This window comes from Amphibacillus sp. Q70, from assembly GCF_052055485.1.
Lineage (GTDB): Bacteria > Bacillota > Bacilli > Bacillales > Amphibacillaceae > Amphibacillus.
Genome location: NZ_CP197171.1, coordinates 338,884 through 352,444 on the forward strand (window position 1 = coordinate 338,884; position 13,561 = coordinate 352,444).

Consider the following 13,561-nt stretch of genomic DNA (forward strand, 5'->3'; position numbering starts at 1 on the left):
CATATAGTTGACACCATATTTCCCATACACATTTGTCCCGCTTACTGATTTATCTGTTGCACTCAAGTGATAAATTTTGTCATACCACTTATTGAAAATAAAATCCCTTCGTAATGTAATTAAGGTTTTTTGCGCATCACTATTCGCAATCAGTGGATAAGATGCATAGGCAAACGTCCCTGTATTTGAAATTGTAATGACAAAATCATTTTCATTTTAATCTTGTAACAGTTCGTTATCAGAATACAGTTCAGAAACTAGATGGATCACTTTTTTATTAAAAATCATCGATTGTTGAAATTCTCGAACAAATCCTGCTGAAGTGCCAGTCGTCAAGAATATTGTTCTCTGGCTGTCTTTAATCTGTTTTGCAATATGATAGACCTCATGTGTATCCATTCTTTGATTAAGTTCGATAATCATATCATTTATTTCAGCTGTTAATGATTGTCTGAAATGGCCCTGTTTCGCATATTTCATATAAGATTGATGCCGATCATCGTAGGTTGAAAACTCATTCTTTAAATCTAAAAAGTTTTCATAACCAATGGACTTGCAAAATCTTCTTACACTAGATCGCGATACATAGCAGGCAATAGATACATCATAAATATTTAGTTTGTCTAGCTCGTGATAGTGATCCAGAAAATAGTGAGCCAAAACATAATTTGAATCATCTTTATCATTTTCATTAATAATCGAAAATAAAGAATGTAAAAGACTTAGACGATTTGCCTTCAATAATAACCCCTCCTTATATTCATATTAACTATGCTTTGCAATTTCTTCACCATTTAACCTCATTATAAATAAAGCGATTACATTGTGCGTTCCAGAAATTGAAACCCCTTCGATAGGGTCTGTCACCACCGAAATTATGTTGAATAAATAGGTTTGTGAATTTTGTGAGTATTGGACTGTATTTTATTTTTTTGAGTAGTGAAACTCAAAAAATAGGCGAGGAGGAAGAGTTAAAAATGGATAAAGTTTTATTTAAAGAAATCGGGTTTATTTGTTATTCTAACTATAAGTTTTCATCTAGTTGTATACACTGATTGTTTTTCAAGCTATCGACCTTTTTTTAAAGTTTTTCTAAATTGTTGAAGATACAAGGAAACATTTTGAGAAAGTAAAAACCCAACTAAATTTAAAACAGTTAGGCTTCAAAGTATTTAAATTATCTAAAATATTACAATTTAACCATTTATTTAACACAATATAAAATAAAACTTCAACCAGTGGGAATTAAGCTTACAGGATGTAGGTCATGTAGATGGTTTTTGTGGGACGAGTAATCGCAGTCCCGGGATGTGACGATTCTAGTCTATGTTCGCCTTCTCCCACGATTATAAGGAACACAAGCTAACGTCTTCAGATCCTATGAAAACGCTTATGTGACCAACGTCGTATTGGCACGAGTTTTACGGACGGTTATCTGTGATAAACCTTTATTGATCGAATTTTATCTAGATATTAGTGGAAACTTCCTACTCGAAAGTATAATGGCGAAAATCTTACCGAAAAATGAATAAAAATTATTTATAAAACCACCTAGTCAGCGTTTTTGATTAGGTGGTTTTATAGATCTATTCAATAATTTTCCGAAAAAATTCGCTTTTGAACACGTACTTAAAACTCCAAATAAGAGCCATTCCATTCATCATGCAGTCTTCCTTACCACACAGTCAGTGGTTGGCTAGTCTTTGGTTTTGGATAAATCGTATCTATCTTGGCCAAATCTTCTTCTGCTAACTCAATCCTTGTAGATTTCACATTATTTATAACATGATCCACGTTGCTAGATTGTGGAATAGCAATGGTTTGTTCATTACGAATACACCATGCTAATAGAACCTGAAACACATCTGCATTATATTTGTTCGCCATATCGATTAAAACTTTTTGCTTTGTTAAATCATTACCTAAACGATCGCCCCTTGCGACAGGGGTGTAGGCCATTAATGGTATATTGTTTTCTTCCATCAGCGGAACTAAATCAAAATCGATGCCTCGATCTGCTAAGTTATAACAGACTTGATTCGTCGCACAGTGATGACCATTGGGTAGTTTCAATAATGCCGTCATATCATTGACATCAAAATTAGACACACCCCAAGCTTTGATTTTCCCTTGTATTTTAGCTTGTTGCAATGCTTCTATCGTTTCTTCTATTGAAATACTACTTTTCCAATGAAGTAAATATAGATCTAAATAATCGGTTTGCAATCGTTTTAAAGACTGATCTAAACTGATGGGTAGTTGTTTTTTTGAAGCATGATTAGGAAGTACTTTTGACACAAGGAATAAATCATCTCTTTTATAAGGTTTAATAGCATGTCCTACTAAACTTTCCGAATTTCCATTACCATACATCTCTGCCGTATCAATCACTTGAGCACCATGTTCAAGACCAGCTCTAATCGCTTCTACTTCTTGATCAAATTTTCTTGGCTCATCTCCCATATTCCAAGTCCCTAGACCGATCGGTGGAACTTCCCTTCCAGCCATTTTTACTGTTTTCATTATATCCACTTCCCTTCTCAAATGGTTTTATTTTTTAAAAGTCATTCCAATCATAATGATTGTCATTCTAATGAGAGCGCTTGAATACATTCGAATAGGAATTTATCATCTGAAACGGCTAGCTATGGACATCCTTTTGCTAGTTCCGAACATAGAACCACTAGTTACGAGCATAGACATACCACTTCCGAGCATAAACCATTTTGTTCTGAACATAGACATAACATTAAAGGAGCTGCCATTTTGCAACAGCTCCATGAATTCACTCACTCCTGTCAACCCATTAACATCTATGCAAGTCCCCCATATTTTCGCGAACTGCTTTACTGTAGATAAAAATTTTACCTCACCACGGTTGATCTGTTGGTCCCACGGTAAATTCATTCACATTGACATCTTCAGGTTGGTTGATAGCGAATTCTACAATGTTGGCTACACGATCTGGAGTAATACCGTATTTCTTATAAAGTTCTGTTGCCCTTTCTAAAGTATCCTTATCGGTAATGGTCTCCAATAATTCTGTATTAATAGCTGCTGGATATATAGTTGCTGTACGAATATTGGTTCCTTCCTGTGCCGATTCCATTCGAAGAACTTCCATTAAGTCACGTACCGCCCATTTCGTTGCACCATAAACGGCTCCACCAGGATAAGCTTTTAAGCCCGCTACAGAAGAAGTTGTAATCACATGTCCAGACTTTTGTTCAATAAACGTTGGTAACACCGCAGCAATTCCGTTTAAAACACCTTTAATATTAACATCAACCATACTGTTCCATTCATCTACTTTTAATTCAGATAAAGGTGAATTAGGCATCAGTCCCGCATTTAAAAAGATAACATCTACTCCGCCAAAATGTTCTTTTGCTGCACTGACAAGTTCTTGATTGTCTTTTGGATTGACAACATCCGTGACCTTATAAATAGCTTCTCCGTCTTCATTTTTGATGGCTTCAACTAGCTCTTTTAACTTGTCCTCACGACGTGCGCCTAAGACCACTTTTGCACCTTTTGAAGCTAATAATTTTGCGGTAGCTTCACCAATGCCTGAAGAAGCTCCTGTAATAATAACGACTTTGTCTTTAACTGTCATACGGTGATCTCTCCTTTATTTTTGATAGCTACACTATATACACCCTTAAGTTAACTTGAGGGCAAGGATTTAGGTTTTTATTCGTTTATCAATTCAGGAATTAAGCAAAATATGCCCAAAGGTTTCTTTCAAAAGGAATTTGTCTATTCTGTGAGATCTATAAACAGAAAAAAATAAGCGGTTATTTTCTATCAGCCCAAGCCTCTGCAACGGTCAACAACTCCTTGGCTGACTTGGAATCGATGGACGTCAATAGCAAACCAGTGGAGACACATTGTATAAATCCCCATTCCCAAATTGCCTGTTTGTCTACACCTGTTAGGAAACTCAATTGTTCACACCGTTCCCTACCCACTATCACGGGCTGGTACTGATATTCTTCCGTCCACTCACGCATCAGTACCCCTAAATCATAAGCTTTTTCATAAATAGTACCGTCTGGATCAATCAATTTATACTGATTTCCTTCAGATAAATCTTGTAAAACGTTGCCGTTATGGGCATCACCGTGAATAAGCACATGGCTTTCTGGCTCCTCATTTGCTTGCCTGGCTTGGAGAAAAAAATAGACTTGTTCAATCGTTCGACTGGAACATGGTCGACCTGTCGTTTCCCAAGTCGGTTCGATAAAGTCGGTAAACCATGAAAAAACCTCTTTGCCATTGGGCAAGCTGGTATGATAAGGAGGAACAGACCAGGTTTTTTCTAAGGTCGAACAAATAATCTCGATTTGCTTGGAAATAGAGTGACCCGTTTCTTTTAAAGGCTTGCCAAGACGTTCTAACAAAGAAGCCTTCTTCTCACGATCATAGGCGAATAATTTTACATAACCATTACCATTTACCAACTCTAAAGCCTTTATTGCATTAGAAAAATCTACTTGACCGACGCTGTCAGGCATCTCCAGTTTGATCACATACTTGTTTCCTTGCTTGTCGGTGGCGTTTGCCACAAAAGCAGTCGAACCACCAAATAAGGATTGCCCAACTGTAATCGCCCATTTATTCTCCATTCCCAAAATAAGATCATCCAGTTTTGCCAGCCATTCTATCCCTGCTTGACCAGCGGCAGTAGCTCTGCTAATCACAAGTGGCGGGATTTCTCTTTTCTGTCTCATACCGCTTTATTTATTGTAGCGAACAATATGCGATAGAAAGCTTCTTTATCTACCGTTCTTGCGATGTCTACACATCCTTCTCTACTTGGTGTAAAAGTCGTGGCACCCATCGATTGTTCCTTCTTTGTTTCAACGGTTACAAAGCCTCTTTCAAATTGGCATATTTCCGGATGAAAAAGGGACACGGCTGCTAAAGGATCATGCAATGTTAATTGTTTGGCGCTCTCTAACCAAGCATTGCCAAAGTCAAGGACAGCCTGGATTAAGGGTGATTTAGTCTGAAGCCATTCATTGGCTCGTTCCGCTTCAATCGTTAGCATTTCCGTTACCTCAAGTGGTATGACCTTGTGAACCTTTACTTTTGAAGCAAAGACAATTTTTGCTGCCAATGGATCTGCCCAAGCATTCCAGTTATACCAAGGCTCAGGCAAGGGTTCATTTGCAAAATATCCATTCATTACATAAAGACCTTTTAATAGGTCTATGGCATCCGGATAGTCACGAAATAGTGTCGCAATATTTGTCATATTGCCAATACCGATTAATACGATTTGGTGAGGATGGTCTTTAATCATTTGGTACATGAAGGCCGGTGCGTCAGATTTTTCATAGGTGTCATGTCGCCAATGCTGTAATGCGGAAGCGCCGTCTGGAGTTGGGTATACTGGTACAGGTTGTAGTGTTGTGTCTAGACCAGCAACAATTGGAATCTCCTGCCCAACCGTTTGGCAAATCGCATGGGCAACTGCTGCCCTTTTTTCTGATTCCCCACATACCGTAGTGATCCCCAGCAAGTGACATTGAGGTTCCATTAATAAGTACGCTAAACAGATGGCATCATCAATGTCACCACCAATATCCGTATCAAGTAATATCTTTTCCATCTCATTTACCTCCTGTCATCATTAACTATTATTTAGCCAAGCGATCTTTGCAAATTCCCATGCTGCACCTCCTGAACATGTTCCTATCATTGTATCAATGAACGAAGCTTATTAAAAGTGAGCAGAATTAACCCCAGCCCTTCTTCACCGCTTCTTCCGAATAGAAATTGTCGGGGATGGTCAGCTCATTGAAGCCTTCCATAATAGTCGCTGATCATTTTACCCGTGGAAACATCAGTGATATAGTCAGCCCTAAGCCAAACACTGAGGTTGCCCCTAATTGAATAGCTAAATCAGCAGCCATCTTGCTAACTAAAAAGAGCCCCACCCCTGTTGCCTGCTTTGTATATTCACTTCTTCCCCCAGTAAAGCCCTTGTCAAATATAAAGGGTAAATCTTCTGCAGATACACCGGAACCATTATCACGAATATGTAAAATCATTTGATCATTCACTTCATCATCAACGATTTCAAAAGTTAGTATTGGTTGGTCCTGATTGTGCGAAACGTATTTTGTGCTATTAGCAATGATTTGTTCTAATATAAAAGCTAAGCCTTTGCGATCGGACAAAACCTTCATTTCTTCACCTATGAATTGGATTTGAAAAGCAGATTCATCTATCAATGTTTGAAGGTTCTCCACTATCTCTTTACAAAAAGCTAGTATATTTAGCTGCTCAAATAGATAATCTTTATGAGCAGCCCCAAGCCTCGCAAAAAATAAAATGCGTTCGACATCTCCCAGCATTTGATCTCTAACATGAAGCATACGTTGTCTGACAAGCAGTGACATTTCATCACTGCGGTTATCTAAAATCAACGTCATCAATGACAAAGGTTTTTTAATTTCGTGAACCCATCCTTCGATATAGTTTTCATAATCGGCGAGCTCAATGACTTGATCATTCAGTTTCGATTGATGTGATCTGATAACACTTCCCAGTCTGCGGATATATGATCCATGTATCTTGGGAGATATTTGGCATAACCTTTCTTCGTTTGTCTCAGTCGGTTCCAACAAAAAGTCCTCAAAGGCAGCTTCGATTTCTTTTTGTTTGTTAATGATCAGGAAAACAAACAATGAGATCATAGCTATAGTAAAAACAAGCATTAGCCCTACTAATAGCTTAAAGGTTTCTGGGTATGACAACCAAGCTAAAAAACTAAAGAATAGATGTGTCACAATCAAGATTAAAAACCATTGTTTATAAGCATGAAAACAAGCATAGATTTGCTTTATCCACTTCATCGTTTGTTACCTCCTCAATCGATACCCTTGACCTCTTATCGTCTCAATTTGATGCTCCAAGCCCACTTGTCGTAGTGTTTTTCGCAAACGGGTCAGATTGACTTGAAGTGCATTTTCATCTATATATTGGTCCGTTCCCCATAAGCGTTCACTCAGTGTAGATTTAGATACAATCTCAGCCCTACTCTCTACTAATGCCAATAAAATTTTACCTTCATTAGCTGATAATAATAACGATTTGGATCCCTTATATAAAGTAAAGGTATTCGGATCGAGTGAAAAATCGCCACCATTGATTAAATCGGGATGACCTTCAAACCTTCTGAGCAAGTTTCGAATCCGTGCTAATAACCTGTTTCGATGACATGGTTTTGTGAGATAATCATCTGCACCTAAATCGAGGCCATGTAATTCATCCTGCAACTTATCTCTAGAGGTTAGAATCAATATCGGACCGATTCCCCTTGCTTTTAACTGTTTGCAAATTTCAAAGCCTGACTGTTCTGGTAAATTGATGTCTAACAAAACTAGATCTGGCGCCAAAGTAACGATGTGAGTCATGATATGATTAAAATCTGTAATGGCGGCTACTTCAAACCCCGCCTTTTGCAAAATATCGATTAACTCTTCTCTCATCAATGGTTCATCTTCAACAATGATAATCTTCGCCACTTGAGCACCCCTTTCCATATCACATTTTGCACTTCTTTAATCTAGATTCGGTTTCCAACGCCATTGATCAATCTGTTGATCCGCTGATCGGGCAACAGCTATCCCGTAAATGATTAATGTCACTATTACGATTCCTGCAAAAATAAAGGCAGTCGGATAAAATTGCTCTTCTATGTCAATGTAGATTATAACATTTGAAATCATCGCCCATATTCCAATGGCTCCGCTGACACTTGCGAGAGACAAGGGTAACAGGAAGGTCAAGAATACCTGCTTATGCATCGATTTTTTCATTTGCTTACGTTTTGCCCCTAACATGGAAAGCGTTACATAGCGCTCGCCAGTCTGTTTCATCTGGGTCAAAAATTGTAAAGCTAATACCGTGCAAGCAATGATCAAGAATAAAAATCCCATGTAGAGTAACGTATAACTTCCAGCCACAACATAGAAAAGTTGCCGTCCAAAGTTTTGTAAATAACTTTCAAACTGGAAACCTGAAGCTGTTAATAAATCTCTAGCCTCCATCATTGGATTCACTAACCCTTGTTCCTCTTGCATCTTTTCTGGTATACGAAAATTCCAAAAGGACAGGTAGGTTTCCGGATTTAATAACTGTTCAAACCTATCATCAGGGACGATAAATGCTGAATGAATTTCTACGGAACGATCTGCGACTAATCCTCTCATTGGAATTGATGGCCGTATATACATGGCTTGATCATTAATACTCAGCAAACTTTGCCCTTCTTTTGCGGCTTTTTCAAGAATACGATCTAGTACAGGCAGGCTTTCTAGATTATCCATCGGCATGATATCTGGATTAAAGTATAAAGCCATTTCATCTGAAGCTAAGTTCAAGGGTGTTTTTCCGATCGTTTCTAAAAGTCCATTGTAAGATGATTCGGGAATGAGATAGGGTGTTGTTAGATCCGTCTCTAAGATACCAAATAGATTGATGGCTTCAGGGTTTTCTGAACCAATTGTGTAATTTTGCAGTTCCCCAGATAAAACTTGTTCTTTAAAGTCGTCAGGTAAAGCCAAAATAATTTGTTCCCTTAATTCAGACCAATCAACTAAGGACAACGACATATCCTCTTCCAGCTTGTCGTTTACTCGTTTCATACTGCCAATTTCCAAGCGATTTAAGTCTGCTACATACGGTATCATCTTTTCCGAAGTAAGAAAGGGCTCAACCGCTTCATTCTCATTAACAGTAAAATCATATAACGAAGCTTCCCTAGTTAATGTATTTTCTAAACTCATTATAGTAGAAGCGCCATTGGCTAGCAAAATGATCGCCAATGTGATCAGAATCGATGTGATCGCAACAGAAGTCGACTTATTAGCCACATTCTCCTGAAATTGCCTGATTGTAAAAGTATGTAGCCCTTTCGTAGACTTACGCTCAGACAAACTAGCCCAGAAACCAAGTAATTTCCCAAAGCCCTTCATAAAAAGAAACGTTCCTAAACAGCCCAGAACAACCGCTACAAGTAGAAGTTGTCCGCCAAGAGTCATAAAATGATCTAAAACAATCCAATAGGCAATACCTAGTAAAACCGTACCCAAGCATAGATTGAGTAAGTTGCCCTTAAAATGACCCATCTCTTGTTTCTTATCCATTTGCTGATAAAGTAATTGATGGATCTCCTGCTTAAATAATTGCGCGCCAAGAATAAGAAGGGCGATCAACTGAATCAATAAAAAGCCAATGATGGTAATGATGATTGCACCAATTGATAAGCTGATTTGATGACCGATAATTCCCTGTCCAACTAATTTCGAAACCGTCAGGCTGATTACTTCAGCTAAAAATCCACCGATCAAAATGCCTCCGACAAGCGCGAAAAGAGAAGTCATTAATCCCTCTAATAAAAGTTGGATAATCAGCTCTTTTTTTCGCATCCCAAGCATGAGATAGAGCCCAAACTCTTTACTTCTTTGGTTTAATTGATAGCGATTAGCAAACAAGACCAAGAAAAACAACAAAAATAATGCAAATAGATACATAATGGGCATTTGGGCTAAAAGGTTATCAATCGCATCACTTTCAAATTCCTTTAAGAATAAAATAACATCTTGTTTTCCAAGTGAAAGAATGATATAAAACGAGGCTATCGCTGTTACAAGGGTTGCGAAGTAGATAGCATTCTCCTTGCGACTACGTTTGGCATGACGATAAATCAACTTAGAGAACATTTGCGCTCCCTCCCCCAAACTGAGCCATTAACTGTAGGATTCTTTCATAATAATTCTCACGAGACTCATCATATTTGCGGCGCAATTCATGAAAGATGACACCATCTTGAATAAAAAGGATTCTTGAACAAAAGCTTGTCGCATTAGGATCATGACTCACCATAAGAATCGTTCGATCACTTGCTTCATTCATCCCTTTCAACTTATTCATTAAGAGTTTTGCCGAACGTGTATCCAATGCCCCCGTCGGTTCATCCGCTAGAATAATCTCTGGCTCAGCAATTAAACTCCGTGCAGCTGCTACCCGCTGTTTTTGTCCCCCAGACATCTGAGAAGGAAATTTATTAAGGATATCCGTTATTTCTAAAAAGTTAGCAAGTTCATCTAATTTAGCACGTGCTTTTACAACATCCATCCGATGAATAGACAATGGCAATAGAATATTTTCTCGTCCCGTTAAATTATCTAACAGGGCAAAATCTTGAAACAAATAGCCAATTCGCCTCCCCCGATACTCTGCTAAGGCTGTACTATCAAAAGCACTGATGTTCTTGTTATTTAAGAGAACCCGTCCAGATGTTGGCTTTATAATCGTGGCAATACAGTTTAATAATGTCGTTTTACCCGATCCACTGGGTCCCATTATCCCTAAAAATTCTCCAGGGAGAATATCGAAACTCACACCGTTTAAAGCTTTTGTTATATTATTGCTCTTTCCATAGTTTTTTTGTAAGTCTTGAACTTCTAATAATTTCCCTTGCCTGATCATTATATAATCACGCTCCTTTTCTCATCGAATGATTAAACAAATCTGCTTAACTCATTCTTGGGTTGATAATTGGCTTAATTACATAATAACAAGGATAAGAAGCCAAAAACACTTACACTTGATGTAAGGAAAAAGCTTATCTAAGTTGAATGACATGATTTATCTTTAATCTTCGTATGTCGTCTTAGTTCATTTACACACCTTTCAACTCTACCGAAAAGCAATTGCAAAATGGATGATAGATATCTTGTGACTGCTTCTTTTTATATTAACTAATCCATAACTCGATCACTCATCCACCAACGACCATTTGTGTGAACAGCGAATCCAGTCTGTTTTTTTATTTAAGGTTAATCCCTATCTCGAAAGACTGATTAGAGCACTATCCATCATTTCATACGTAAACCTAAGTCCAAATGATGAATACAGCGTTGATATCCATCATTTCATACGTAAATCTAAGTCCAAATGATGAATACAGCGTTGCTATCCATCATTTCAAATGAAAACCTAAACCCAAATGATGAATAGAGCGTTGCTATCCATCATTTCATACGTAAACTTAAGCCCAAATGATGAATAGAGCGTCGCTATCCATCATTTTATACGAAAACCTAAGTCCAAATGTCGGATAGAATCAAACGCATCTCTAATACTCACAAGAAAAAAGCTGCTGAACACCTTATGCTTCATTGTCTAACAACCCCGAATGAACCCAATCAAGTGGAGGACAGTAATCATTGCTAGATGAACTTGCTTAGTAAAAATGGATCTTACTATCGTTTTAAGATGGACACATCTCCCTTTAATGATCCGTACATCTTTTTAAAAAACCACTAGTATGTTTTACATAATAGTGATATAATTATTTTCAATCACTACTGTGTAATCCAAACTAGTGAAATGGAGGTGCTTTTGTGAAAGAAACGCAATTATTAAAAGGGGTTTTGGAGGGTTGTGTCTTAGCGGTCATTGCTCAGAAGGAAATCTATGGATATGAACTGGTCCAAACACTAAAAGAAAAAGGCTTCACATCGATTGTAGGTGGAACCGTTTATCCTTTGTTGCAAAAATTAGAAAAACAAAACTTGATTATTGGCGTTCGAAAACCTTCATTGGATGGACCGAATCGAAAATACTTTACACTGACGCAAGATGGTGAAAAGTCTCTTTCTGAATTCATTATGTATTGGCAGGGGCTAGTGGGGAAAGTCGATCGATTATTAAGTGATTATCAAACGGAAGGGGATTGTGATGAAAAATAAGGCAAAGGAATATAGAGAAGCAACAAATAAAATTGAACAGCAATTCAACGAAGAAAATAAAGAATATTTTGAAGAATTACGGAGCTATTTTCTTTTTTCAAGTTTGCTTTATGATGAAACGAGTATGAATGAGCAAATTTTTTCGATTGCGCAAGACTTATTGGAGGCTCAAGAAAATGGAGAATCTGCACTAAATTTCTTTGGTCATCAACCCAAAGCAATGGCTGATGAAATCGTGCAGCAACTGAAACCAAGTTCATGGAAAGAACGCCTCCAATTGATTGGGATTATTGTTGGGATCACATGGCTGACTTCTTTTATGACAGATTTCTCAAGCCATGGTCCAGTTACCATCAATTCTTTAAAATATCTATTATTGACACTTCTAACGACATTGATGGTTGGTGGAACCTTTAAGTTGATGAAAATGTCATCCTTCAAAAAGAAAACGAAGGCGAATAAGGTTAAAGAATTTTTAGGTATCTGGTTGTTTTTTCTTGTTTATATTGGCTTGGGGATATTGATTTTTATGTTTACTCCAAATGTGATGAGTTTTGTTATTCCTTATCCAACGGATTTAATAATCATAGGCTCGGTAAGCTTACTTGGTTTAATCGCTATTTTAGTACAAAAGGAACCAACCTTTTATCCTTTTTCTTTGATGATAATTGGCTTTGGATGTGCAGGTATTTTCGTTCGCTATTGGCGAGGCAATCATTTTCCAGTTGATACAATACTTGTCGTCGTTTCATTGTCTATTATTTTTACGGGCTTTATTGGTTACACGATTTGGATGTCTCTACAGTTGCGAAAAGAGAAGAATAAAACAACAAGTTCTTAAGAATATTTAGCTGCTAGTTATTTCTAGTTTTTTAGTAAAACACGAACATTTTTTATAAAATTTAAGTTTTTATTCGCTTTATTATAAATACCCCTTCACAAATCGGTCAAATTGCTCTATACTAACTTCTATAATAAAAAAATATAACAATTATACTCGTATAATCGTGGTGATATGGACCACAAGTTTCTACCGGGCTACCGTAAATGGCCTGACTATGAGTGAGCATTGACACTGTTGCTTCAGTATTATAGAAGGAACTATTTTTCGAATTGCCGAATGTCAGGTTCACTTGTTTGATTACAGGTGGTCTTCACATTCGGTTTTTTGTATTTTAATGGAGGGATTGGAATGGAATTACTTAAGCAAGCTATACGAGAACGCGGAAAGGTGTTATCTGATCAAGTGTTGAAAGTTGATACCTTTCTTAACCATCAAATTGATACACAACTCATGACAGCTGTGGGGCATGAATTTGCTGAGCGATTTAAAGACAGCGGGATTACTAAAGTATTAACGATCGAATCGTCAGGCATTGCTCCAAGTTTTATAGCTGCTGATGAGCTTAATGCACCTTTAATTTTTGCCCGTAAAAAGAAATCATTAACCATGAACCATGATATCTACGTTAGTCAGGTACATTCATTTACAAAAAGGGAGACAAATGACATTACGGTTTCAAAGGATTTTCTTGAAGCAGGAGATCAAGTCCTTATTATTGATGATTTCTTAGCAAATGGACAAGCAGCTTTAGGGTTAATCGATATTGTTAAACAAGCAAATGCTTCCATTGCTGGTTTTGGTATCGTGATTGAGAAATCCTTTCAAACAGGGCGGCAACAACTTGAAGAGTTAGGCTATCGTGTTGAGTCACTCGCTCGCATTCAGTCACTTGAAGCAGGTAAGGTCACATTTATTGAAGATTCTACGTCTATTCACAACTAACTTA

12 protein-coding genes and 1 riboswitch are annotated in these 13,561 nt (G+C 37.4%); of the genes, 3 read left to right on the forward strand and 9 right to left on the reverse strand.

Annotated elements, in window-relative coordinates:
- Positions 1-216: 216 nt before the first annotated feature.
- The 9 genes from ACS127_RS01440 to ACS127_RS01480 all read right to left on the reverse strand — a co-directional run bounded on the left by ACS127_RS01440 (position 217) and on the right by ACS127_RS01480 (position 10,506).
- Entirely contained in the window at positions 217-741 is a 525-nt protein-coding gene (locus ACS127_RS01440; RefSeq protein WP_440896703.1) for a MurR/RpiR family transcriptional regulator, read from the reverse strand.
- Positions 742-1,674: 933 nt separating this feature from the next.
- Positions 1,675-2,523 (reverse strand): aldo/keto reductase, encoded by an 849-nt coding sequence (locus ACS127_RS01445; RefSeq protein ID WP_440896704.1) that lies wholly within the window; start codon positions 2,521-2,523, stop codon positions 1,675-1,677.
- A gap of 346 nt (positions 2,524-2,869) precedes the next feature.
- Entirely contained in the window at positions 2,870-3,616 is a 747-nt protein-coding gene (locus ACS127_RS01450) for an SDR family oxidoreductase (RefSeq protein ID WP_440896705.1), read from the reverse strand.
- A gap of 181 nt (positions 3,617-3,797) precedes the next feature.
- The gene (locus tag ACS127_RS01455; protein WP_440896706.1) at positions 3,798-4,733 is read right to left on the reverse strand and encodes an aminoglycoside phosphotransferase family protein; all 936 of its coding nucleotides are present in this window, start codon (positions 4,731-4,733) and stop codon (positions 3,798-3,800) included.
- On the reverse strand, positions 4,730-5,617 hold the full coding sequence (locus tag ACS127_RS01460; protein ID WP_440896707.1) for a nucleoside hydrolase: 888 nt from the start codon (positions 5,615-5,617) through the stop codon (positions 4,730-4,732). Before ACS127_RS01460 ends, ACS127_RS01455 begins: the two co-directional genes overlap by 4 nt.
- 214 nt (positions 5,618-5,831) lie before the next feature.
- Positions 5,832-6,866, reverse strand: a complete 1,035-nt coding sequence (locus ACS127_RS01465; RefSeq protein ID WP_440896708.1) for a sensor histidine kinase — start codon at positions 6,864-6,866, stop codon at positions 5,832-5,834.
- 6 nt (positions 6,867-6,872) lie between these two features.
- Entirely contained in the window at positions 6,873-7,538 is a 666-nt protein-coding gene (locus ACS127_RS01470; protein ID WP_440896709.1) for a response regulator transcription factor, read from the reverse strand.
- A 36-nt stretch (positions 7,539-7,574) separates the two neighbouring features.
- Positions 7,575-9,737 (reverse strand): ABC transporter permease, encoded by a 2,163-nt coding sequence (locus ACS127_RS01475; RefSeq protein ID WP_440896710.1) that lies wholly within the window; start codon positions 9,735-9,737, stop codon positions 7,575-7,577.
- A complete protein-coding gene (locus ACS127_RS01480; RefSeq protein WP_440896711.1) occupies positions 9,727-10,506 on the reverse strand; it encodes an ABC transporter ATP-binding protein in 780 nt (259 codons plus the stop codon). The genes ACS127_RS01475 and ACS127_RS01480 overlap by 11 nt, the downstream gene beginning before the upstream one ends.
- 917 nt (positions 10,507-11,423) lie before the next feature.
- Between ACS127_RS01480 and ACS127_RS01485 the strand changes: the two genes are divergently transcribed.
- The 3 genes from ACS127_RS01485 to ACS127_RS01495 all read left to right on the forward strand — a co-directional run bounded on the left by ACS127_RS01485 (position 11,424) and on the right by ACS127_RS01495 (position 13,557).
- A complete protein-coding gene (locus ACS127_RS01485; RefSeq protein WP_440896712.1) occupies positions 11,424-11,771 on the forward strand; it encodes a PadR family transcriptional regulator in 348 nt (115 codons plus the stop codon).
- The gene (locus ACS127_RS01490; RefSeq protein ID WP_440896713.1) at positions 11,761-12,612 is read left to right on the forward strand and encodes a hypothetical protein; all 852 of its coding nucleotides are present in this window, start codon (positions 11,761-11,763) and stop codon (positions 12,610-12,612) included. Before ACS127_RS01485 ends, ACS127_RS01490 begins: the two co-directional genes overlap by 11 nt.
- A 136-nt stretch (positions 12,613-12,748) precedes the next feature.
- Positions 12,749-12,850, forward strand: a riboswitch (purine riboswitch).
- A 113-nt stretch (positions 12,851-12,963) separates the two neighbouring features.
- Positions 12,964-13,557, forward strand: coding sequence for a xanthine phosphoribosyltransferase (locus ACS127_RS01495; RefSeq protein WP_440896714.1), 594 nt, complete (start codon positions 12,964-12,966; stop codon positions 13,555-13,557).
- Positions 13,558-13,561: the final 4 nt, after the last annotated feature.

Excerpts from the sequence above, each read along its gene's own strand:
- ACS127_RS01480 (WP_440896711.1), bottom strand. The coding sequence starts at position 10,506 with ATGATCAGGCAAGGGAAATTATTAGAAGTTCAAGACTTACAAAAAAAC.
- ACS127_RS01450 (WP_440896705.1), bottom strand. The coding sequence starts at position 3,616 with ATGACAGTTAAAGACAAAGTCGTTATTATTACAGGAGCTTCTTCAGGC.
- ACS127_RS01465 (WP_440896708.1), bottom strand. The coding sequence starts at position 6,866 with ATGAAGTGGATAAAGCAAATCTATGCTTGTTTTCATGCTTATAAACAA.
- ACS127_RS01490 (WP_440896713.1), top strand. The coding sequence starts at position 11,761 with ATGAAAAATAAGGCAAAGGAATATAGAGAAGCAACAAATAAAATTGAA.
- ACS127_RS01445 (WP_440896704.1), bottom strand. The coding sequence starts at position 2,523 with ATGAAAACAGTAAAAATGGCTGGAAGGGAAGTTCCACCGATCGGTCTA.
- ACS127_RS01495 (WP_440896714.1), top strand. The coding sequence starts at position 12,964 with ATGGAATTACTTAAGCAAGCTATACGAGAACGCGGAAAGGTGTTATCT.
- ACS127_RS01475 (WP_440896710.1), bottom strand. The coding sequence starts at position 9,737 with ATGTTCTCTAAGTTGATTTATCGTCATGCCAAACGTAGTCGCAAGGAG.
- ACS127_RS01460 (WP_440896707.1), bottom strand. The coding sequence starts at position 5,617 with ATGGAAAAGATATTACTTGATACGGATATTGGTGGTGACATTGATGAT.
- ACS127_RS01455 (WP_440896706.1), bottom strand. The coding sequence starts at position 4,733 with ATGAGACAGAAAAGAGAAATCCCGCCACTTGTGATTAGCAGAGCTACT.